This window comes from Endozoicomonas sp. 8E (assembly GCF_032883915.1).
GTDB lineage: Bacteria > Pseudomonadota > Gammaproteobacteria > Pseudomonadales > Endozoicomonadaceae > Endozoicomonas_A.
The window spans coordinates 2,959,305-2,983,395 of sequence record NZ_CP120717.1 but is presented as its reverse complement, the minus strand read 5'-3'; the positions used below and the strand labels follow the sequence as shown (position 1 = coordinate 2,983,395).

At 50.6% G+C, this 24,091-nt stretch carries 10 protein-coding genes; 5 read left to right on the top strand and 5 right to left on the bottom strand.

The genetic code is table 11. The features are described 5' to 3' along the window. Nucleotides 1–35: 35 nt before the first annotated feature. The 3 genes from P6910_RS09320 to ddpX all read left to right on the top strand — a co-directional run bounded on the left by P6910_RS09320 (nucleotide 36) and on the right by ddpX (nucleotide 2,486). Nucleotides 36–659, top strand: coding sequence for an HAD family hydrolase (locus P6910_RS09320; RefSeq protein ID WP_317145997.1), 624 nt, complete (start codon nucleotides 36–38; stop codon nucleotides 657–659). A 184-nt stretch (nucleotides 660–843) separates the two neighbouring features. After that, a complete protein-coding gene (locus P6910_RS09315; protein WP_317145996.1) occupies nucleotides 844–1,857 on the top strand; it encodes a PTS fructose transporter subunit EIIC in 1,014 nt (337 codons plus the stop codon). Between the two features lie 62 nt (nucleotides 1,858–1,919). Beyond that, nucleotides 1,920–2,486: a D-alanyl-D-alanine dipeptidase gene (ddpX, locus tag P6910_RS09310; RefSeq protein ID WP_317145995.1), complete on the top strand. Its 567-nt coding sequence runs from the start codon at nucleotides 1,920–1,922 to the stop codon at nucleotides 2,484–2,486. Between the two features lie 94 nt (nucleotides 2,487–2,580). On the opposite strand, the gene P6910_RS09305 is transcribed toward ddpX, so the two are convergent. The 4 genes from P6910_RS09305 to nirB all read right to left on the bottom strand — a co-directional run bounded on the left by P6910_RS09305 (nucleotide 2,581) and on the right by nirB (nucleotide 9,675). After that, entirely contained in the window at nucleotides 2,581–5,271 is a 2,691-nt protein-coding gene (locus P6910_RS09305; protein ID WP_317145994.1) for a molybdopterin-dependent oxidoreductase, read from the bottom strand. A 27-nt stretch (nucleotides 5,272–5,298) separates the two neighbouring features. Continuing rightward, entirely contained in the window at nucleotides 5,299–6,570 is a 1,272-nt protein-coding gene (locus tag P6910_RS09300) for an NAD(P)/FAD-dependent oxidoreductase (protein WP_317145993.1), read from the bottom strand. A gap of 1 nt (nucleotide 6,571) precedes the next feature. Further along, entirely contained in the window at nucleotides 6,572–6,937 is a 366-nt protein-coding gene (gene nirD / locus P6910_RS09295; protein ID WP_317145992.1) for a nitrite reductase small subunit NirD, read from the bottom strand. Between the two features lie 203 nt (nucleotides 6,938–7,140). Further along, nucleotides 7,141–9,675: a nitrite reductase large subunit NirB gene (gene nirB / locus P6910_RS09290; protein WP_317145991.1), complete on the bottom strand. Its 2,535-nt coding sequence runs from the start codon at nucleotides 9,673–9,675 to the stop codon at nucleotides 7,141–7,143. A gap of 374 nt (nucleotides 9,676–10,049) precedes the next feature. Here nirB and P6910_RS09285 point away from each other — a divergent pair, with 374 nt between their 5' ends. Further along, nucleotides 10,050–11,519, top strand: a complete 1,470-nt coding sequence (locus tag P6910_RS09285; protein ID WP_317145990.1) for a NarK family nitrate/nitrite MFS transporter — start codon at nucleotides 10,050–10,052, stop codon at nucleotides 11,517–11,519. A gap of 74 nt (nucleotides 11,520–11,593) precedes the next feature. Here the strand turns inward: P6910_RS09285 and P6910_RS09280 are convergent, their stop codons facing one another. Next, on the bottom strand, nucleotides 11,594–12,226 hold the full coding sequence (locus P6910_RS09280) for a LysE family translocator (protein ID WP_317145989.1): 633 nt from the start codon (nucleotides 12,224–12,226) through the stop codon (nucleotides 11,594–11,596). A gap of 569 nt (nucleotides 12,227–12,795) precedes the next feature. On the opposite strand from P6910_RS09280, the gene P6910_RS09275 reads away from it, so the two are divergent. Next, nucleotides 12,796–23,319 (top strand): hypothetical protein, encoded by a 10,524-nt coding sequence (locus tag P6910_RS09275; protein ID WP_317145988.1) that lies wholly within the window; start codon nucleotides 12,796–12,798, stop codon nucleotides 23,317–23,319. The last annotated feature ends 772 nt before the right edge of the window (nucleotides 23,320–24,091 follow it).

Genomic DNA, 24,091 nt, shown 5'->3' with positions numbered 1-24,091 from the left:
CTATTGAGCAACACCCTCTTATCACTGGAGCTGTTATGTCCTGTCCGATTCTGTTTGATATGGGTGGCGTGATTGCCGACTCCTGGCAACCCTTCTTCTCTTTCTGGTCAGAAGTCCTGATCAAACTGGATGCAGAAGATCTGGCCACAGAAGAGCAAGTTCTCGCCCTGTTTGAAGGTAATTTCTTTAATAAGCTAAGCCAGCGAGTTGCCGGAGGCAGGGTGCAACACGCTTTTATAAATCATGCACGGCTTGCCCATTTGGAGTTCATGAAAAACTGCCCTTCTATTCCTGATGTCAGTGAGGGCTTGCAGTATCTTGCTCAACACTTCCCTCTGTACCTGATCACATCCAATTTTACCGAAGCTGCAGAGCATTTCCTGAATAATCAAAATATCCGGTGTTTCAGGGAAATAATGGGTGTGGAGCAGAGCTTCATCAAAACGGACAAAATACGGACAGTGATGAAACAGCACCCGGATCAGCCCTGTTATTTCGTCAGTGACACCTCAGGAGACCTGCATGAAGCCCGAGAAGCTGGCGCTGTTCCCGTTGCAGTCAGCTGGGGATGGCACGATCGTAAAACGCTTGAAGAAGCCAAGCCCGCTTTCATACTTGACAATCCTTCTGAGCTGCTAGACTTCAGCTTTCACATTTAAAGCTCGGATAGCCCCCCTATGAGGCTCAACCTTTTCAGTTATGGCTTCCCTGGCCACTTCTCACTGAATTTATTCGGGATAAAAAGCAGCCAGTCTCCGGAACCCGCTCGCCTGTTGGCCGGCCCCGAAGATTTCGCTATCCAGATACCTCAGAGGGCATCACTGACTAAAGCGGGTAATATTAATGAATAGCGTGAAAGCAGAATTCATTAAGCTCAGATCCCACCTACTGACAGGTACCAGCCACATGATACCCTTCGTGGTAGCTGGCGGAGTGCTCCTATCGCTGTCTGTCATGTTTCATGGTAAAGGAGCCCCGCCCGAGTCGGGTTTTCTCAAAGATGTCTGGGAGATCGGCGTCGCTGGTTTTACCCTCTTTATCCCTGTTCTGGGAGGCTACATCGCCTGGTCTATAGCCAGTCGCCCCGGTCTTGCGCCCGGCATGATCGGATCGTGGCTGGCAGCTCAGTCCGGATCAGGCTTTCTGGGGGCTATGATTGTCGGGCTTATCGCAGGCTATATCGTCAACGCACTCAAGAAAATCCCCTTCTCATCAAACATGCAACCCGTTGCTGTCATCTTTGTCTACCCTCTGGCAGGTACTTTTCTGACCTCCGCTCTGGTGATTTGGGTGATTGGACAACCCATCGCCAATATGATGAGTCATCTTAACGATTGGTTGCATAGTCTTCAGGGATTATCCAAGATTTCACTGGGGGCCATTCTTGGAGGAATGACCGCTTTTGACATGGGTGGTCCAATCAATAAAGTCGCTACCCTGTTTGCTCAGACTCAGGTCAAGAACCACCCCTACCTTATGGGCGGTGTCGGCGTCGCCATTTGCACCCCGCCTCTGGGTATGTGGCTGGCCACTCTGCTGTCACCCGGGAAATACACTGCTGAAGAGCGAGAGGCTGGCAAGGCTGCTCTGGCCATGGGTATGATAGGTATATCAGAAGGGGCGATCCCCTTCGCTGTTGCTGACCCGATACGGGTCATACCCGCCATTGTTCTCGGAGGTATTACAGGCAATGTCATAGGGTTCATGGCCGAAGTCATCAACTACGCTCCCTGGGGAGGATGGATCGTTCTACCGGTTGTCGATGGTCGCCTCTGGTACATTCTGGCCACCATCGCAGGCGCACTGGTAACAGCTCTGGCTGTCAACCTGTTAAAACCTGTAAAACCAGAACTTTAGAAACCTGTTGACGATAATTACCCTTACCCCGAATTGAAAATGCCTGAAGGTTAGAACAATTTATGAAGAACTCGCACCCATTAGTTGAAGTCACACCGCAAAGCCACGACCTTGTTCTCGAGATAGTCTATGCCAGCGAGAACAACTTCACCGGTAAGCAGGTTTATAAAAAACCTCTCTGCCTGATGCACGAGGAAGCTGCCAACAGATTGCAAAACGCCATTGAAGTTCTTCAACCCATGGGGCTCAAATTAAAAATATGGGATGCCTTCCGCCCCCTGGAAGCCCAGCAAGAACTCTTTAACTGTGTACCAAACCCTGAATATGTATCTCACCCGAAAACCGGGTTGCGTACTCACTGCAGAGGGATAGCTATTGACCTCACGCTGGTTGATCAGTTTGGACGGACACTGGAAATGGGTACAGAATTTGATGACTTTCGCCCTCTGGCTCACCATGGCAATGACCAGATTTCAGAGCTCGCACAGAAAAACCGGTTGATACTGGCAGGTGCCATGAATGTCGCCGGATTCGACTCTTTACAAAACGAGTGGTGGCATTATCAATTGCCTGATGCCGATCTGTATCCGATATTAGAAGATAGTGAGATCGGCTCAGGTATTATTTAGTGCAGTTAAGCCTTCTATCCCCCACCGTTCACGCTGAGCTTGTCGAAGTTTGGGGACTCTCCTTCGACAAACTCAGAACGAAAGGAGGGTGTATCTATGTCAATGCTGTTGCGCTGGTGATCAACTTGCGAATCTCTGGAATACAGGAGCCACAGTTTGTTCCGGCTTTCAGAGACTGCCCCACCTGAGCAGGATCACTGAAACCGCCCTCTTCAATCGCACGGCAGATAGTTTTCTCGCCCACACCAAAACAGGCACACACCACTTTGCCGGTATCTTCTCCCTGAGGTGGCATACCTGCCAGTAAGCGCCAGCGTTCCGAAAAAGGAATATCCTCTTTTTCAAAGGCAGCCTGTAGCCAGGCACGATCACAATCTGACAATGACTCTCCCACAATAAGAAGAGCCTGTAACTGGCCGAGAGCAAACCAGACGCTACGAGCACTGCCTGTCTTCGGATCGGTGTAATCAATTCTCTCCTTGTCTGAACCGATAGATTCCAGCATGGTAGAACCAATGCCTCGACCTGCCAGCTCATATCGGAATCCCTGCTGAAATTTCACCTCTGTCGCATAATCAAATGGCTCAAAATCCTGTTTTTTGCGACTCAGTAAGACAGCCTGTTGTTTCAGAGAAACAGCCTCAATCCGTGCAGGAGTGTGTTTACAGCCCGGTTGTTTTGACCAGGGGTCTACCGCAGGCTTCACCAGCACACCACAATGCCCGGTCTTGCTGTTCTGGCGTGTCCAGTGCATGGGCATAAAAACATTACCCTTACCTACTGAAGGTGTGACAGCCACTCTGATCAAAATGGAATCAAAGGCTGTAGACAATCGGCACAATGCCTGATCAACCAGCCCATATTTTTGAGCATCGCCAGGATGAACTTCCAGAAAAGGCTCATCAATATGCTGGCTCAACCTGGGAGAGAGTGCGGTGCGTGTCATAGTGTGCCAATGATCACGAACCCTGCCAGTATTCAGCAGCAGCGGATAATCAGCATTGGGCTGATGATAGGAGACCTTAAACGTCGTCGAAACAATAGTTGCACGACCTGTTTCAGTGAAGAAACCACCTTCCGCAAACAATCTTGTATGTGAATGAGCAGACGTTTGCCCGGAAACCAGTGGCCACTGAAACGGCTCAAGCGCTTCGTATTCTGCATCTGAGATAGCAGCCAGAGCACCAATATCAAAATCTCTTCTACGACCCTCAGAATTATTTTCAAAAGCAGAAAGAGTCGCATGCTCGCGGAAAATATCAGCAGCCCTCTGATAATCAAAGGCTTCACCAAAACCCATTTTTTCTGCCACTTTGGAAATAATCCACCAGTCAGGTTTAGAGGCTCCGGAAAGATCAAAAAGGGCCCTTTGTCTGGAAATTCTTCGCTCCGAGTTAGTGACCGTGCCATCCTTTTCACTCCAACCAGCCGCTGGCAAGCGAATATGGGCAAACTCAGAAGTGTCTGTTTTCTCAATACAATCAGAAACGACGACCGTCGGACACTTTTTCAGCGCACTGATAACCTTATTGGCATCAGGCATACTGACTACGGGATTGGTGCCCATAATCCAGACAAACTTAATATCGCCCTTATCCATGGCATTAAACAAATCGACGGCTGTTTTACCCGGCGCAGTGGCAATATTCGGCGCCTTCCAGAACCGTCTGACCCGATCTACATCGTCTGTGTTTGAAAAATCCATGTGGGCAGCCAGCTGATTGGCCAGACCTCCAACTTCACGGCCTCCCATTGCATTAGGTTGACCCGTAAGCGACAAGGGTCCGGAGCCCGGCTTACCAATACGACCCGTAATCAGATGACAGTTGATGATGGCATTGACTTTATCGGTACCGGCAACAGACTGGTTCACACCCTGAGACCAGGCCGTGACGACTTTATCGGTCTCTGCATACCACTCACAAAACTGCTTGAGTGCACCCTTTTCAATCCCGCAAATTTCAGCGACCTCTGAAAAGTTTCCTATTTTTCTGGCGGCTTTCAGAGCCTCATTAAAACCTTGGGTGTGCTGATCAATGTACGACTGATCCAGCTTATTGTGCTTATCGAGATAGCTGAATAGCTTATTGAAGAGTGCGGTGTCCGTGCCTGATTTCAGCGGAAGATGCAGGTCTGCAATATCACAGGTGTCTGTGGCACGGGGGTCAATAACAACCACCTTCATGTCCGGACGCTGCTCTTTTGCAGCCCTTATTCTCTGGAATAATACCGGGTGACACCAAGCCGTATTGGCTCCGACCAAAACAATCATATCGGCCAACTCAAGATCTTCGTAGCTGCCGGGAACTGTATCGGAACCCAGCGACCTCTTCTGACCGGCTACCGTAGAAGCCATACAGAGCCGTGAGTTGGTGTCCATGTTGCTGGAACCAATAAACCCCTTCATCAGTTTATTGGCCACATAATAATCTTCTGTCAGTAATTGACCAGAACCGTATAAAGCCACCGCTTCAGGGCCGTACTCTTCTATTGTGGCTTTCAGTCGCTCAGCGACTTCATCCAGGGCAGAATCCCAGCTGACTCTCTGTTCACCTATAAAAGGCGTTAGCAGTCGATTCTCCAGAGAAACTGTTTCCCCAAGAGCGCTCCCTTTTGAACAAAGGCGCCCGAAATTAGCGGGGTGATCTTTGCGGCCTTCTATATCTACCATATGCAAATCTTTATCGGTGATCGTCGCCTTGATACCACAGCCAACACCGCAATAGGCACACGTCGTATGGATGACTTGCTGCTGGTCATTGCAGGTATCGATGCTGCCAGACATAGACATACTTCCTTTATTAATAATTTCCTAGGAGCCTGAATTCAGATAACGTTTGCCGAAAACAAGCCGGTCGCGAATATCTGAAATATCCTGCCCTGTTTCCATCAATTCCTGATACCAGAGACCATCGGAAGCATCTCCAAAGAGCAAAGCCCCCATCAACTTGTGATCACGGATCACCAGTTTTCGGTAGATCCCAACCCCCGCAGCATCAATGATGATCTCTTCATCACTCTCTTGCGCAACAAACTGTCCACTGGAAAACAGATCAATACCGTCAACTTTCAGGCTGGTAGGAATCGGAACCGGCTCAAACCGCTCTCCCGAGGTACCCAACAGGCGATGCACGGCCACCTGAGCGTGGCCATAAACCGGCGCCACAAGACCAAACAGGTCACTATTCAACTGAACACACTCACCAATGGCCGTTACTGAAGGGTCAGAAGTTTGCATTCTGTCATTCACCAGAATACCTCTGTCACACTCCAGCCCGGTTTCCCTGATCAGTTCTATATTGGGCCGAACACCTGCTGTGACGACCACCAGAGAAGCCTGCAAGCACTCGCCATCTTTGAGTTGCACGCCAGTCACTCTGCCATTTTCGCCCGTGTAGGAATCAAGCATGGCATTGCAACGGAACTCAATGCCCTTTTCTTCCAGTGCACTTTGCAAAAGCTTACCGGCCTTTTTATCCAGTTGTCGGGCCATGGGAATGGACATGGTATCCACCACGATGACTTTCATGCCCCGCCTGGCAAGACCACTGGCACATTCAAGACCCAGGAGTCCACCACCAATCACCACAGCCTGTGCCTCAGGACTGGATGAAGCGGTCAGCATCTGCTCAACATCATCGAGAGTCCTGAAAGCCATAACGCCTTCCAGATCGGCCCCGGGTACGGGAATACGATTGGGTAGAGAACCCGTCGCCAGGACCAGATGATCGTAATCAAACCATTGACCACCCTCTGTCTCGACTCGCTTCAACTCAAGATCGAGACCACTGACCCGATAGTCACTGCCCGATAACAGATTGATATCCTGATCCTGATACCAGGACTCAGGTTGCAGCTGAATCCCCTGGAGATCGACGCTGCCTGCCAACAGCCTGGATAACTGGATTCGGTTGTAGCCCGGGCAGGGTTCTTCAGAAAGGACGGTGACCTGATATTGATGACCGCTCTGCTCAACCAGCTTTTCCAGAAAACGGACTGAGCCCATGCCATTTCCCACCACCAGCAGCTTCTGCTGCAATGACGGTTGACGACTAACGTCAGCCGCCTTGAATGCCGCTGTCATATCAGGCTGCCTCGATGGTAACCGATACCAGTGAGACCTGAACCCTCTGGTCCACCACTTCTACGGGATAAGCATTCAGCGCTACAGCCTCATCCTCCAGACACTGACCCGTACTTAAATCAAAGTGCTGCTTGTAAATGGGCGATGCCACTACCAGACGCCCTTCCAGATCACCTACCAGACCACGAGAGATAACATTGGCCTGACTGAATGGATCATAGTTATCCAGTGCATAAACCTGGTCGTCTACTTTAAACAGCGCAACCTGAACACCATCCACCAGAGCACAAACACCCAGGTTAGGAAGAAGATCACTTTCACTGCAAACGGTTGTCCAACCTTTATTGGCTGTGAGCACTTGAGTCATTATTAAAGTCTCCTTTTTTTCAGCGCTAGCAGCCTGTCGGACTTAAGCGTCCGTAGCGAGGATTGCAAGAAATTGAGGATAAAAATCTCTGTTTCTGAGGAGAATAGCGAGCTATTTGACGAAGAAACAGGGATTTTTAGACCAATTTATTGCAACCGCAGTAGGACAGTCTTAAGTCCGACAGGCTGCTAGAGGCACTTCGTTTACAGCTGTTTAAGGGCGATTTTTTCGTCACGGGTAGCAGGACGAATCTGATCCCGCTCGTTCACAAACACCACGTTACTGTCGCTTTCATCAGTGTTGATAAAGTGATTGAAACGTTTGAGTTTCTCAGGATCTGAGAGGGTGGTTTTCCATTCACATTGATAGGTACCCACCAGGTAGGTCATCTCATCTTCCAGCTCCTGACAGATACCCAGGCTGTCCTCAATAATCACTTCACGCAGGTAATCGAGACCACCCTCCAGATTTTCCATCCAGACAGAAGTACGCTGCAGACGATCTGCAGTGCGAATGTAGAACATCAGGAAACGATCAATGTATTTGACCAGCGTTTCATCATCCAGCTCGGTGGCAAACAGGTCGGCATGACGAGGCTTCATGCCGCCATTACCGCAGAGGTAGAGGTTCCAGCCTTTCTCCGTGGCGATAACACCCACATCTTTACTCTGGGCTTCAGCACATTCACGGGTACATCCGGACACAGCCATTTTGATTTTGTGAGGAGAACGAACGCCCCTGTAGCGATTTTCAACAGCAATCGCCATACTGACACTGTCCAGCACCCCATAACGACACCAGGTACTGCCGACGCAGGATTTCACGGTACGCAGTGATTTACCGTAGGCATGACCGGTTTCAAAACCGGCATCGACAAGACGTTTCCAGATTTTCGGCAACTGTTCCACACGGGCACCAAAAAGATCGATACGCTGGCCACCGGTGATTTTTGTATAGAGGTTAAAGTCCCGACCTACTTCACCAATGGTGATCAGTTTATCGGGCGTAATTTCACCTCCCGGAACCCTTGGCACAATGGAGTAAGTGCCGTCTTTCTGCATGTTTCCAAGAAAATAATCGTTGGTGTCCTGCACTTGTGCATGTTGATCTTTCAGCACATACTCGTTCCAGCAGGAAGCTAGAACAGAGCCAATGGTGGGCTTACAGATATCGCAGCCACGCCCCTTGCCATGCTTTGCCAGAACTTCGTCGAAAGACTTTAATTCACCGACACGAACCAGATGATAGAGTTCCTGCCTGGAGTGCGGGAAGTGCTCGCAGATATCTTTTTTGACCTCAACACCCAACTCAGTCAGCTCATGATCCAGAACCTGCTTGACCAGAGCCGTACAACCGCCACAACCGGTTCCGGCACTGGTTTCGGCTTTTAGTGACCCCATATCCATGCAGCCACCGGCCACCGCGTTGACCAGATCACCTTTACTGACGTCATAACAGGAACAGATTTGAGCCGTTTCTGGCAGAGCAGCCACGCCCAAACCTGTCGCTGCTGAGCCATCGCTCTGAGGCAGAATGAGTTCGGCAGGATTTTCCGGTGGACGCATGTCATTCAGCATCATCTGCAACAGGCTGCCGTACTCTTCAGCATCGCCTATCAATACAGCTCCCAGAACCTTTTTCTTATTCTTGGAAACCACCAGTTTTTTATAGACTTCTTTCTCTTCATCAATCAGCTGGTAGCTCAGGGAACCTTCTGTATTGCCATGGGCATCACCAATACTGGCAACATCGACCCCCATCAGTTTCAGCTTGGTGCTCATATCGGCACCAGTAAACTGATTACCGTCCTTACCCGTCAGCTGATCTACAACCACCTGACCCATCTGGTAGCCCGGTGCAACCAGACCAAAGATACGGCCACTCCAGAGTGCACACTCACCAACGGCAAATATTCGTTCATCAGATGTACGACAGTCGTTATCAATAACGATACCGCCACGCTCGCCCAACTCCAGCCCGGAAGCTTTCGCCAGCTCATCTCTTGGGCGAATACCGGCTGAAAACAGTACGATATCGGTATTCAGTTGTTCGCCGTCAGCGAACTGCATCTGGTGAACAGCACCTTCACCATCAACAATCTGTCGGGTATTTTTGGAGGTATGAATCGTGACCCCCAGACCCTCGATCTTGCGTCTGAGCATGGCGCCACCGCTATCATCCACCTGAACAGCCATCAGACGGGGAGCAAATTCCACCACGTGGGTTTCCAGCCCAAGATCTTTCAGCGCTTTTGCTGCTTCAAGCCCCAACAGACCGCCACCCACAACGGCACCGACCTTACTGTTACGGGCAGCTTCTTTAATCGCTTCCAGATCTTCGATGGTACGATAGACAAAACAGTTTTCACGGTCATGTCCGGGTACGGGAGGAACAAATGGATAGGAGCCTGTAGCCAGCACCAGCTGATCATATTTTTGAGCCATGCCACTGGCTGTCATTACTTCACAGGACTCACGATCTATCGATGTGATGGCTTCATTAAGAATAAGGTTAATACCTTCCTGCTCATAAAAGCCTTCAGAAACCATAGACAGGTCATCCGCTGAACGACCTGTGAAAAATTCACTGAGATGAACCCGGTCATAGGCAGGGCGAACCTCTTCTCCAAACACTACCACGTCGAAGCGTTTCAGACCGCCAGCATCTACCAGTTTCTCCAGAAAGCGGTGACCTACCATGCCGTTACCGACAACCACCAGGGTTTCTTTTCCGTTCATCCCAGACATCCTCTTTAGTATCTAGCATTGGGCCGGTACAACTGCATCCTTTAGAGCCAGCCTCTTTTCTAATTCTTGTGCTTATGCAACTGCCGTGCCCACTTCCAAAACACGATAAAAACAGGAAAATCTCTCCTCTGACTTTAGTTACTCGCACAAAAATGATGCACGCATAAATAATTAAATAGCTAATAAGCACCACTTTGGTGAGCAGAAAAAATACTCAAAGGCTTTCCACACTCAAATAAAGGACTTTCCTATATAAATGAGAAAATTCATTTAATACGCAGAAAAATGCAGGTCAAATCGGTGCATTTATCATATTGGCCTGATGTTTGCTTTTAGTTGGGGAATCTGTAAAACAAGGAGGATGTATGAGCAACCCCGATTCATTTAACCTGTTTTCTTTTAGTGGGAAAACCAAGATTCTGCACCTTAGCTGGATTGCCTTCTTTATAAGCTTTGTGGTCTGGTTTAACCATGCGCCCCTGGCCCTGGCTATTTCCGAATCACTGGGCCTGACTCGTGAAGAACTGAAAACCCTGCTGATTCTGAACGTGGCCCTCACCATCCCGGCTCGAGTCATCATCGGTATGCTCACTGATGTATACGGACCCAGAAAAGTCTATTCCGGACTCCTCGCCATCTGCAGTATTCCTTGTTTTATGTATGCCATGGCAGATGACTTCACCCAGGCCGCCATAGCCCGCTTTATGCTGGGTACTATTGGTGCAGGCTTTGTGGTCGGCATTCGTCTGGTATCTGAGTGGTTCCCCGCTCGTCAACTGGGTACCGCAGAAGGTATTTACGGTGGCTGGGGCAACTTTGGTTCTGCCGCTGCTGCCATGTCTCTGCCCACCATTGCGCTGCTCTTTGGTGGAGAAGATGGCTGGCGTTACGCCATTGGCTTGACCGGGTTGATCTCATTAATGTTCAGTGTCGTCTTCTACATGAACGTCACTGATACTCCTAAAGGCTCTACCTACTTCCGTCCCAAGAACATTGGCGCCATGGAAGTCACCAGCAAAGGCGACTTTGCCCTGCTGCTGATCATGAAAATTCCCATGTATGCGGCATTGGCTCTGCTGACCTGGAAGCTTTCACCCAACGGTGTTGCCATGCTCAGTGCCGGGATTTCAACGGCTATTTATGTGGGCCTGACTGCCATCTACCTGTTTGATGTCTGGAAAGTCTGGCAGGTCAACAAGCACATTTTCTCCGAGCCTGTGCCAGCTATTCACCAGTACCAGTTCAAGCAGGTGGCTGTTCTGAACGTTCTTTACTTCGCTACCTTCGGTTCTGAACTGGCCGTGGTGTCCATGCTACCTCTGTTCTTTGCAGATACCTTTGAACTGGATCCGGTCATGGCAGGTCTGGTCGCTTCCGCTTATGCCTTCATGAACCTGATGTCCCGTCCGGGGGGAGGACTACTCAGTGACAAGTTTGGCCGCAAGATCACTCTGCTGGTTCTGACTGCGGGCCTGGCCGGTGGTTACTACATGATGAGCATCATTGATTCCAGCTGGCCACTGGTTCTGGCTGTTGTTGCTGCCATGGCCTGCTCCTTCTTTGTGCAGGCTGGTGAAGGTGCAGTATTTGCGGCTGTCCCCCTGATCAAGCGTCGACTGACAGGTCAGATTGCCGGTATGACAGGAGCCTATGGTAACGTGGGGGCTGTCTTCTACCTGACAGTATTGTCTCTGGTGGACTACTCGACCTTCTTCATGGTTATCGCAGGTACTGCAGTATTGGGTTTCTTTACCCTCTTCCTGATGGAAGAACCTAAGGGTCAGATGGCCGAAGTGATGCCTGACGGCAGTGTCACCATGATTGATGTGACCTGACCATTTTGTTTCAGTGGTCCACAATGGGCCACTGAAACAAAACACAGCCACCGGATATTCTTCAGCCTGATCCTCTATTTTACAATCAACACGGCAGCGATGCCTGCCAGAACATAGAGCCCCCCTGTAGAACGCTCAAATAACGACATGCTTTTTTTTGTATTCAGCATAGGCTTCACAGATTTTGACAGTAGCCCGTAAAGAAGCTTGCAAACCAAATCCACCACAACCCAGGTCATCACAATGATCAATATTTGTTGCACAAGATCATGATCTCTACTGATAAACTGAGGCAAGAAAGCCATAAAGAAAATAATATCTTTTGGATTACTGGCTCCCAACAGAAAAGCTTTTTTAAACAGATTATTGAAGCCGGGAAACTCTAAGGAACAACCATTAAGACTTTTACGGGCAGTGTCCGCCATCGACTTTCTGATAGTATCAACCCCCAGATAAACCAGATAAAGAGCACCCATCAGTTTCAGTATCAGAAACATGTTTTCCGAAGCCGTGAGAATGGCCCCAAGACCAGTGGCCGAAACAATCAGGTAAAGTGATGAAGCCAGCGTGCCACCCAAAAATGCCGGATAGGATCTGATAACCCCATAGTTAATAGAATTGGACACCATATACAGAGATAGAGGACCAGGAATGAGTATGACTACAAAGATTGAAACAACATACAGAAACCAAACTTCAATACTCATTATTCACTCCAAAAGAAACGACTGTATCCTATAGCACTATCAGTTGCTATTTTTAGTTGCTATTTTCACCTCCACTACACTAATACTTCCTTAAGATACATGGCCCGTATACATGCCTGTAAAAAGACGCCTTGTTTCTGAGTCCTCCTGACAGGCCAGAAGGCCACAGCGTCAATCCTTGGGCTTCCTCGCCACCTTGGTTCGGGCAGCAGAGCAATGAACGACAATGACCGCAAATAAAAAATCAGCAAATTCAAATGCTATCAGAGTGCCATTTTCCAACGCCTTACTGCGGAAACAAGTGCTGTCAGCAGCTATGATACCCCTCCCATCCCCCTGCTCCCTTTCATCAGTTATTGATAGATCCAATCATTGAACTGAGGATATGAATCAAGCTATTAAAATATACCGGAAAATTGTTTGCTGATTTCATGAGGAACCTGACGGAGTTCCGTACTAAACTGCGAGTTGCGCTTTTTTCCCATTCGGAGCTCTTTGATCACGGCAGTGAAAAGGCAAGTATCATCCCTCCTCTGGAAACCGTGTGGGTCAATCCTTCAGGTGTTATCATGCCAAATTACGAAGTACCCAAAAAAATTCACGTTAGTATTGTCAGCCCTATTGAAGGCTTGGAGTTTGCTTTTCTAAAAATATGGGCCGAGGTTAACCCGGAATATAAAATCAATATCTGGTCTCCCGAACGTTTTATATACCAAAAAGTTCTATATTCGCTGCTGTTTTCTGAGATAAACAATAACGCTATCGAAAAAGATGATCCCGGTGATATTGCTCAGCAGAAAGATAGCATCTGGCGAAAAATTGATAACTTCATGGGAGAAAGCAGTGAAATAGAAGAATTAAATATAATGGAATCTAATTTTCCAGACAGTGTAAAGAAGGAATTTGTCATCCAATGGAATAAAATCAATAATTCTTTAGATAAAATTAAAAATTCAATCAGCAACGCTATTGTTCATAAAAAACTGGAAAAACTTGAAGAAGGACATAAAAAATTTATCAGATACAGCTTAAGTATTACTAATAGTTTAATCATCGAAAGATTTATCGGGCTGAGTCAAAAATTCGTGCTTGGAGGGGTATATATTGATAAAGGACTACTACCAGAAATGGACAGTCACCCCTTTCTAAAAAGGAGCAGTTCCCTTGATCCAATATCGGGGACGGCAGTGACTTCTGAGAAGGAAAAGCAGCTCGAAAGTGCCAAGCTACATGCTCTTTTTAAAAAAATGTTTTCAGATGGAACTATTTCAGATCCCAGCCCTTATTTTGAGAAATACGGTACAACCCTCTCGAAAGAAGAAATCACTCGAATTCAAGGCATCGTAGAAGAAAGCAGTATTAGTGATTTATTCCATAGTCTGCCGAAATATGACTTAAAGGAGTATAGCCGTAATAAATTATTCTTCAGTAACAAAGTAAATTTTGAATATGATACTCCCACTATAGCTCTTGATGATTCAATCCAGCCTCTGATGGTGGTCTCTCGCCGAGGACATCCAACAATCAAACTACTACTTGATGAAATCTGTTTACTTCACAAGACTGTAGAAAATTTAAAAAAATCACCATTAAGAAAAAAAGAAATCACATTAAAGATAAGGGAGGCTCTTCATAAATTCTATACGGAAAGAAAAGTTATCATCTCTGATAATGACATCGATAAAATTGCAACCCTATCAACTGCTCTTTTGCATGATATCGATAAGTTTAACTGCATCATTACTGCAAAATTAGGTTACGATGCTTTTGAAAGATTAATAAATCTTGAAAAACCAAAAAATATTAAAATCATTCCAATCAACTACTTCATAGCGAATAATCTCTTCTATAACAGAAGTTTTAGAAACCTTGGTTTTAACTCGTCACCAACAGAAGGTCAGCAATCATATGAAAGATTAATAATCGTTCATTATTCAGATAAACACATAGAAGGCATAAGCGATTCTTTAATACATTGTTTTAAACTTTATAATAAGTACCGCACTAAGAAAAACAGCGTCTTATACAACGCTGTTGATTCAGATCTACTGGAAATAATAACACTTCAAAAAGTGTCAGGAGCACCGCTCAAAAATATTGGCAAAGACACTAAAGTTATCCTGACTGGAAGCCTTTATTTCTATAATAGCGACTTGAATGTATATGATGTTTTCTATTACAAGCGCTTAATGTTTAAGCTATCAGCGGTTTTAGGAACGTTGATCCCAAAAAATACCACAGTACAAACCATAAAATTCTTTTTTGATAACTCTGCACAAGGCATTAAAGATTCTATGGGTGTACTGGATACCAGCCAGAAAAATTATATTGTACCTGAAGTTTTAAGGAACTTGGCCAAACAAGGTATCTATGCAAATTCAGCTGTTGCGATTCGAGGATTCTTGTCAGCAGATGACCCTCACGGGCCGTCAACCTCGAAAAATGCACCCTATCCAGATCTCAACCGCATTGTTTTTACCCTGGAGCGTAGCGGCACCGTTAAATACCAAGCCAAGTTCGGGTTGACCTCCCTTGCCCTCGAAAATGAGTTTATCGATAAAACAAGCAAAGAGGATCCGAACGATGCCAAACTCAGAAATGAATTTACCGAAGCCCTACTCAAAGGAGAGCTTATTGATACCAAACTCAACGATAATTTGGTCCAAGCCGTAATCGAAGACAGGTCTACCTTTGCCGGACTCGAACAAGCGTTGTTCAAAGCCTTCGCCGAAAATGAACTTACAGATACCAGACCCGAAGCTGAGCGCAGCGATGTCGGCACCGAAGCTGAGCGCAGCAATGACGGCACCGAAGCTGAGCACAGCGATGTCGGCACCGAAGCTGAGCGCAGCGATGTCGGCACCGAAGCTGAGCGCAGCGATGTCGGCACCGAAGCTGAGCGCAGCGATGTCGGCACCGAAGCTCAGCGCAGCGATGTCGGCACCGAAGCTCAGCGCAGCGATGTCGGCACCGAAGCTGAGCGCAGCGATGTCGGCACCGAAGCTGAGCGCAGCGATGTCGGCACCGAAGCTCAGCGCAGCGATGTCGGCACCGAAGCTGAGCGCAGCGATGTCGGCACCGAAGCTCAGCGCAGCGATGTCGGCACCGAAGCTCAGCGCAGCGATGTCGGCACCGAAGCTGAGCGCAGCGATGTCGGCACCGAAGCTGAGCGCAGCGATGTCGGCACCGAAGCTCAGCGCAGCGATGTCGGCACCGAAGCTCAGCGCAGCGATGTCGGCACCGAAGCTGAGCGCAGCGATGTCGGCACCGAAGCTGAGCGCAGCGATGTCGGCACCGAAGCTGAGCGCAGCGATGTCGGCACCGAAGCTGAGCGCAGCGATGTCGGCACCGAAGCTGAGCGCAGCGATGTCGGCACCGAAGCTGAGCGCAGCGATGTCGGCACCGAGGTTGAGCACAGCAATGTCGACCCCGAAGGTGAGCACAGCTATATCAGACCTGAAGGTCAGATTGGCGATAACACAGGTGAAGAGAATCCGATCGATGCCAAACTCAGAAATGAATTTACAAAAGCCCTACTCAAAGGAGAGTTTATTGATGCCAAACTCGAAGATAACTTGGTCAAATCCGTAATCAAAGACAGGTCTACCTTTGCCAGACTCGAAAAAGAGTTGTTCGAAGCCATAGGCGAAGATGAGTTTAGGGATAAAAGAAAAAATGCGGAAGAATACACATTACACTTTGAGTTCAAAACCGCGATCTTTCATGGATTAATGGAACGCCCGGGGACTGAAAAAGCTACTTTCGCCAATTCGGACGAAAGAGAAACTATTCGTTTGGCAGACACACTTCGCCTTGCACTAAGTTCTCACACTTACACTCAGTGGCTTGAGCGCTACGCACTTCGTTTCAACGCGTTTGATCAGATAAACCAGCTCGAGCAGGAAATGGTCAATTTCCATAGCGTAGAAGAAAAGACCAGAGCCTTCGAAACCCTCAAAAGACGGATACGGGTAAAGTCATACGATATTTACACTCTCGATCCGAGATCGATAGCTGGTGCCGCCATACTTAAGAGGGAATACAAAAATGATTTCGCCAACATCCAGCTTCTCACAGGTCCGTTGCCGCTGCCTTGTAACAGACGTCGAAGAGCAGCCAATACAGGCAGCTGCGATGCTCGCCGCAAAAATCTGGAGTATGCCCTCCGGTTACTTTCCGGCCCCGAAACCCAACTCTTTCTTGGCAACGACAGGGAAAAAACTGATATCGCCCTGCGCGAACCCTCCAACGAAGGTGAGCGCTGGCTGCAGAATTTTTTCACCCGGTATCGTCGCCTTGAAGGCAAGGGCGCATTAGCTTACACCCGGGGCATGCACTCTGTCATTGCCCTGGACCGGGCATCGTTTGCTTACGCTCAAAAGCAAATCAGGAAAGGGACGTTGAGTGGCCAGCCCCTGTTGCTGAAAGCCACCCCCTCTGCCGGTTATGTGCTGCTCGCACCCGATGGCCGGGTTCAGTCGGCCATCGCCGGGGGGGACGGCAACCGCGTCACTGTCCTCGGCCGACCAGCCAAACTGATCGCCCATGCTTTGACGACACTGGTCGACTTCACTCCAGACGGCCACATCGCTACCCTGACCGTCAGCGATCTTGCCAGTGGCAACCAGTCCCGCGGAATCAAAGCCCTTAAAACCTTTATGACCCAATCGCCCGCCAACGGCAAACCTCTGGTGGGCGAACTGATTATCGAGTCCAAGGGCAGCAACAAAGTTTTCAAACGACTGGTGAAAGATATCCAGCGCCTGATGCCGAAGGACCGCCCGGCGATTGAAAACCTTGTGCTGCGCTCCCCGGGCACCGGACAACCGGAGTACCGGCTGCTCCCCGGCGAAACGACTGTGCTGATGTCACCCCGGCCATCGGATTCAAAAGCCCCCCTCCGCTATTTGCCGCCCAGCCACCTTTCGGTTCCGGTACAGCCCCGGACTAAAGACAGTCTCTCAGGTGTGGCCTCTGAACGAGCCGAATTCAGGCAGCGGCTGCTGGAGTTTGACACCGCCCTGGGGGACATTAAAGCCCGGCACTCACTCCCCGACAGCATGATCCCGCAACTGGATACCCTCCGTCGGGATGGCCGTGGCTGGCGCATGGACTTTATGGAACCCGATACCCTGGCCCGAAAGAACATCCGGTTTACGTCCAGTGCCTTTGATCGCTTTCGGGGCTTTCTCCAGGGGACGGGTCGTCAAGGATTCCGGGTCAAAGGGAAAAAATCCTCCACCGGCGGTCTGGAAAAGCTCAGGTCTTTTATAGGCCTTTACGACCTGATAGCAGGGCTTGCCCCCGTGGGACACCATTACAGCCAATCCCCATCCCGGAATATGACGGACACCCAACGGCAGATTTATATCGGGCGCCAGACGCTTTTTTATACGGCTGTGGCATTGCAAGGGATGGAGATCATCAATCTCGGGCGACACGGGATCAAGACAATCATACCAGCCATCCAGTCGTCATTTCCCCCCGGTCAGACACCACCAAAGCTACCCGATATTCCCGGGTCGGGCAAGTTGCCTGGGGGTCTGAAAACAGTCGGCAGGCTGGGTAAAAAAGTCGGTCGTTTTGTGCCCATACTGGGTCTCGCCGTGCCGGGAGCCAGTCTCACCCTGACCCTCATTGAGTACGAGAACGAAAAGGACCCGGAAGTCAAAAAACTCATGGAATCCAGGGTGACCTTTGAGTGGGTGGATACCTGTGTCTCCATCATTTCAGAGTTCCTCGGGCCAGTCGGGGCATTCGTTGACGGGATCATGCACTACGTCAGGGGTATTTTTGAGGAGAAATATAAAGGCAAGTTAGAAAAGCTGGCCTATAAAAAGTTACGGGACGCCTCGGGTAAGGCGGCGAAAATCTTTGACCTGATCCACGCCCAGCTGGACCCCAAAAGCTTCCTGGCTAACAACCAGACCCTCAATGCCTTGATGAGCGGGGATGGCAAAAGTCTCCTGACCTTGAACATCCAGTCCATCAACCTGGCGAACCAGACCCTGACCTACGGTGGCGGCTATTCATTCCGGACAACCTTCGTCGCCGGAAAAAAAGACGACTGGACACAGAAACGGTGTAAGAAGATACCCCATGTACCTAAGGCTCCTTTACGGCACTGCGCCAGCGACATCAACCGGATCGAATACTCCCCTGACACCTTTAACCTGATCGGCGACGCCCTGGCAACATTGTGCCGGACGGAGTCGCGTTTAACCGGGTATCAATGCTCAGACGGGGTATTCCACAACCTGGGGCAGATGAGCGATAAAAGGGTCATTTTTATGCCTTCTGTGCCCCCGTGGGATGTCAAGCTCCTCTACAATCCCTTTAACCAGGCCTTTCCGGGGAGTGCGCCAGACAGCAGTTCCCCTGGTGCGAAGCTTCTGGATGCCGTCAGCGACAGCAAGCTGAAACGGTTTTACCAGAAAAAAGTGAAAGACACCCGGTATACTGAGTGTGACGGGTATGGCTCATGTGATGATATCAGCTACGACTATAAATACATTGGCCAGATGTTCACCCATACTGACAGTTTGAAATACCGTCGTCGGTCAACCAGCAGCCTGTATCTCGATGACAAAGATCACATCGTCGTCTTTCGCCGGGTCTCAGGCAAATTCGAAATGCTGCTGGATTATGACCTGTACAGCCCTGAAGGGAGTCCTAAAGGGGCCAAAAACACCAACGTCCTGATATCCAACGGTTTCCACGTTATCCGCATTCACCCCCGCGAGACGGCCTCTACCTGGGTGTTGAACCACGACGGCTCGCTCCCCTACGCCTGCATTACCGAGCGGGATGACCAGATACAAAACTGTCAGTCCTGGCTGAGTCAGACCAGGAACCCAACCTGGGACATCAGGCTGGGTCAGGCGCTTTTCCGGTTTCCTGTACCGGGGCCATCCTCCTCTCATCAAGTAGTGGTCCTGGACCCCAACGCACAGTTTGAATGGCGGCCGGAACGCAAAGTGATCCGCCGATTGTACGACACTGGAACACTGAATGACAGGTCGTCAAGGTCGTCGAAACTGCGAAGAATCATGAGCCGTTACACCGCCGCCAGCCGGTTCCTGCCGCTGGAGCTGAAAGACTGTGACGCCTCACCCCGGGTCCTTGCACGCTGTATGGCCCGGGCGCCGAACTGGTGGCTCAAGTCGTCACGCAAAATACCGTACCCGTTCTGGGTGCAACACCAGAAGGACTGTGAACGTGAGGCCGATGAGTATCGCAAAAAACCCTACCGCTGCTTCCCCGGCAAGCTGGGACTGGCCAGGGCGGACTGGGATAAGTTAGACCGGATCCGACTTTCGTACGATACCTTGAACAGTCAGGAAATCCGGTTCATTGCTGCCGATGCCCAGGTGCAACCAGTCCAGGGGAACCCGGCTATCGGCTACTATTTTTTTGACTCCGCCAACGGCAAGGTGTTACTCCAGAATAAGGAGGCACTGACCCGGGAAATCAGGCACTTCGGTGAGTTGAATGCCGACTTGTTTGTGTTTGGCCGCCATGTCTCAAAGGTAATGCCGAACAAAGATGAGTCACAATTGCTGGTGTTTGATCCTCCCTATTATTACCTGTTGACGGCCAGCCCGTCCGGTCAGCTGACTCACCAGGTGATTGCGGCAGAAACCCTGGATGGCCAGCTCAGCGTCCCTCCTATCCCACCTGCAGCGGCAACCGAGACAACGACATACGATCAGGGTATTATTCCCCTGAGGGTCGTCGATGATTACGGCAAACGTCGTATACTTGGAGCCGGTTTTTACGACGATGCCACCCAAAACCATATTGCTTTCGTGAGCAGCTTTCTGGATGGCGGCCAGCCGATCAATAAAGACGACGGAAGATTTTTAAGAAAGCTCAGTGAACCTGTCCAGAGGGCACTGCGCGAGGATCACCTGCCGGTGCATAAGGTGGTATGGGGTCAGGGTGTTTTCTACATTTTGTTCAGCGAGCACTCCGGCAACCTGTATTACACCACCGGCGTCAATCGCACCAGGCGCACCGGGGACATCCAGCGGCTGAGTTCCGGTTTCCAGGTGATCCGTCCGGCAGGCGAGCGCCGGACCCTGGCACAGATGGCCGCCCACCCCATCTTTACCCGTGTGCAGGCGCACTCCGGCAGCCTCCTGGCCGATACCCTCAGTGGCCACCGGCTGTGGATACCGGACAAGGCCTGGGACAACACCCGGGTGGTCAGCGAAAACCTGTCGCTGGAGTCGGAATCCTTTGAGCAATGGCAGGTCGAGGCCACCGGACAGACCATCGCCAAGTCAAACGATACGCTAAGTGTGCGCCAGTTCACCGCTCAGTCCGGCGTGGTGATGGACAGCATGAACCTGGGCCAGATAGTCAACCAGGTCTTCGCCAAATTGCCCCAGATGCACTCCGGCAGAACCTGGACCGCTGCCAGTGCCCGGCTTTTCATCGGTGAACTTAAGAAACAGTTGCGTACCCTGGTAACAGAGGCCCGTAAGCAGTTCTCGGCAACGGTGGGGCTGGTACCGTTGAAACCGATCACCACGATCCCCCGGCACCCCCGGTTCAGGGCGATCAGGAAACTGGACTTCTGGTACAACCCGGGCAGCGACACCCTGCTGGCGGCCAACACCCGCGACCAGTTTGAGGTCATGGTGAACGACGACGGCCAGCTGCTCGCCCTGTCGGATACCCGTAAAGAGGAGGCTTTCGAGTTTTTCCCCCGCCCTGCACAGGGCGCCAAAGGCCATCCCTTTTGTGGGCAGGCTGCCGCCGTTTCCCTGGCCGGAGTGCCCAGTGAGTTCGATGCCCTGCTCTCCGTTCCCTGCCTTTTTACCGTGTCCGGTGGCTTCCGATTGCCAGGCAACTACCAGTGGGACGAAGGCGCCCGGGCGTGGCGCATCGAGACACCGAAGGCCCAATACCTGGGCAACCGGGAGAGTCTGGCCCTGGTCGCGCTGGACCTCAGCCTGATGGGGCCCAGAAACACCTCCGGCAGCCCAGTCTTCTGGACCCGGCAAGATTTTAATCAGGCGATGGAATCTCTGCCAGCAGGCATACGACAGCGGGCCGACATCCGACTGATCGCCCTCACGCTGCGCCCCGGCTATAACCCAACCCAGGTAGCCTGGATGGATTACCGGGGCCGGAGTTCCCGTCAACAGAGACTGTTGTTCGGTTTGCCAGGCAAGGAGCACGGTGTTCAGCGAGTCATTGGCAGCACCCGGAAGCTATCGTTCCCTCAGTCAACGAGCACGGTCGTTTATAACCAGAGCAACCAGATGCTGTACCGGGTCACCCAAAAGGGTTACCAGTCACTGGGCACCTTTGGCAGGGTCGCCGTGATGGCCGAGGGTCTGCTGCTGTCAGGCACTCCAGAGGGCGAGCAGATCAGCCTGAAAGCGTTGCGGCTGGACACTTACTATCGCAACCACCAGGTGGCCTTTGTCCGGAACGGTACCCGACAGCGGTTCGGGGTCATGGTGGAGGGCCAGGGCGGGTCCGACGTGATTGAACTGGATGAGACTGACTTGTCGTTTTTTGCCCGGATCCTCATCCATCCCGGCCTGGCTAAAGAAGATAACACCGATCACGACAGGGCACAGACCCGCATTGAACTGAAGAATGTACCGGCTTTCCCCTACCTTGCCTGGCGCCGGGGTCAGAACCTGATGCTGTCCGACCGGTTTACCACCGGCGAAGCCGAGATCGAGATTCAGCAGGTCTGGGCCAGACAGCACGACCGGTTCCTGCAGCCCACAACCCTGGTGTTCAGTGACCTTGAGCTGTCGTTATCCGATCTGGCGGCACGGGTGATGGACTCTGGCCAGGGCGTCGTCTTGCCACTCACGGTGAGCAGCCTGGTCAGGAACGAGCGCCTGAGATTCATCAACGCCACAGCCAGCAACCCCCTGTACATCCAGCGGGACCGGCCAGTGAAAATCGTCACATACCGGGCGATGGACGGGATTAAACTGACACTGGAGCCCCTGGACCCCACATACGTCAGACGTCAGGTGTTTATTACCGGCACAGGGCAGTGGGGCTGGGAGCCGGACAGTGTTCAGGTGAGCGGGGCAAAACCCGGCAGCGGTTACGAGCCATGGCCGTTTATACCCTCCGTGATCAGCTCGTCCGCCATGGGCAACGGGACAGCGAGACTCTGGGGCAATAGCCGCAACAACATTCTGTACCTTGGTACCGACGCCAGACAGTGGTCACTCCAGGGATGGGACGGTCATGACCTGCTGCTGCTGGGAGCCTCGGGAAACATCGCAGCACAGCCAGACGTGCTGTCAAGCCGGGGCGACCAGTGTGACAACCGAAAACTGGATGCGCCCGGCAACAGCAGTCTGTGGCAAGCCATCCTCGACTGGACCCGCCCCCTGGCCGGTGGTGTTGGCAATGACGTCTATGACCTGCGGGCGTGCAGGCCGGCCCTCACAATCGACAGCCATGGCAAGCATTACATCCTCCTGTCGTCAGGGTCGAGGGCGGATTTACGACGATTGTCGGGTGATAACAGCACTGCCCTGTTCTTTACCGACCTCACCGCAGAACAGGTGGCGTTCAGCCACTGTAACCGGCAGGCGCAGAGCAACCTCACCCGCAGCAACCACTCTCTTCCATTGGATAGCGAAACCTTCAGGATCATCAATACCGGCACAAACCAGACGCTGGCGCTGGTGAAACCGGACGTGCTGGCCAGCCTGCATTTTAAAGGCGGACAAGTCAGCCTGAACCCCATGGCTGTGATCAACAGGAATGACAGTCAGTCAGCCCTGGACGACAGTGTCGATGGCGACAACGGCGCCCTGGCCTTTCTAAACAAGATCATTGGCAGAGGTCAACGGCTGGTGAATTACCTGTGCAGCCTGGCCGGAGGTAAGAAAAACGACATTGGATCGGAGAGTGAGCGACCAGTAGGAACAACCCTGAATGATACGGAACTGTACCAGCACTACCAGCGACTGGTTCAGGACCTCAGTGCCCTGACTGGCAATAGCAGTGGCGAGATCCCGTCGTTTATCCTATCGGAAAGCCAGGGAATGATACAAAACCTGACGAGTCCTCAACCTTTGACGACAATGGGTAGTGGCTGAACAATATTAGCGACACATTTCTTTTAAAGAACTGGTAAGAAGGTCAGCGTCTCAAAGTGGTTTGATATCTGATTTAATGACAGTACTCCATATGGCGATGGCTCGCCCATTCTCCTTCGCAGATTTCTTGGGGAATATGACGGTGTTCCATACTAAACTGCGTGTTGTGCTTTGTTCACATTTGAAAGCTTCTGATCACTCTGGAAGCCTGACCTGGAATAGACTGTCCGCCAACTGGTCCTGCTTTGCTCGATCTCCTGCATCCATGCAGTCGTGCGGCAGCAGTAATTGGTCTGAAAATCCGCTTTTGTTCGTCAAATAGCTTGCTATTTTCCTCACTAAACCGAATTTTCATCCTCAATTTTCTGCCGTCCTCGCCCGGGGTAGCCTAGACGGGGTCGCCCAGACGGACGCTATTCTCGGTAAGGTTTCCAGGAAGAAAGTCAAGTATCGCATCACTTTGGGAAACCATATAGGTCAATCTATCAGGTGTTATTATGCCAGTACCCAAGAAGATTCATGTTAGTATTGTCGGCCGTGTTAAAGACTGGCAGTTTAGTTTTCTAACAATATGGGCCAGGGTAAATCCGGACTATGAGCTCCATGTGTGGGCTCTCGAACGTTTGATATACCAAAAAATTCTATATTCACTGCTGCTTTCTGAGAGAAAAAAGCAAGGCATTAAAAAAAACTCTCCCGATGATATTGCGCATTTGAAAAACAGCATCTGGAGACAAATTGATAATTTTATGGGTAAAAGCGGTGACATAAA

Bases quoted from the DNA above. Each gene is read 5' to 3' on its own strand.
- P6910_RS09300 (WP_317145993.1), bottom strand. From the start codon at position 6,570: ATGACAGCGGCATTCAAGGCGGCTGACGTTAGTCGTCAACCGTCATTG.
- P6910_RS09305 (WP_317145994.1), bottom strand. From the start codon at position 5,271: ATGTCTGGCAGCATCGATACCTGCAATGACCAGCAGCAAGTCATCCAT.
- P6910_RS09320 (WP_317145997.1), top strand. From the start codon at position 36: ATGTCCTGTCCGATTCTGTTTGATATGGGTGGCGTGATTGCCGACTCC.
- P6910_RS09275 (WP_317145988.1), top strand. From the start codon at position 12,796: ATGCCAAATTACGAAGTACCCAAAAAAATTCACGTTAGTATTGTCAGC.
- P6910_RS09315 (WP_317145996.1), top strand. From the start codon at position 844: ATGAATAGCGTGAAAGCAGAATTCATTAAGCTCAGATCCCACCTACTG.
- ddpX (WP_317145995.1), top strand. From the start codon at position 1,920: ATGAAGAACTCGCACCCATTAGTTGAAGTCACACCGCAAAGCCACGAC.
- P6910_RS09280 (WP_317145989.1), bottom strand. From the start codon at position 12,226: ATGAGTATTGAAGTTTGGTTTCTGTATGTTGTTTCAATCTTTGTAGTC.
- nirD (WP_317145992.1), bottom strand. From the start codon at position 6,937: ATGACTCAAGTGCTCACAGCCAATAAAGGTTGGACAACCGTTTGCAGT.
- P6910_RS09285 (WP_317145990.1), top strand. From the start codon at position 10,050: ATGAGCAACCCCGATTCATTTAACCTGTTTTCTTTTAGTGGGAAAACC.
- nirB (WP_317145991.1), bottom strand. From the start codon at position 9,675: ATGAACGGAAAAGAAACCCTGGTGGTTGTCGGTAACGGCATGGTAGGT.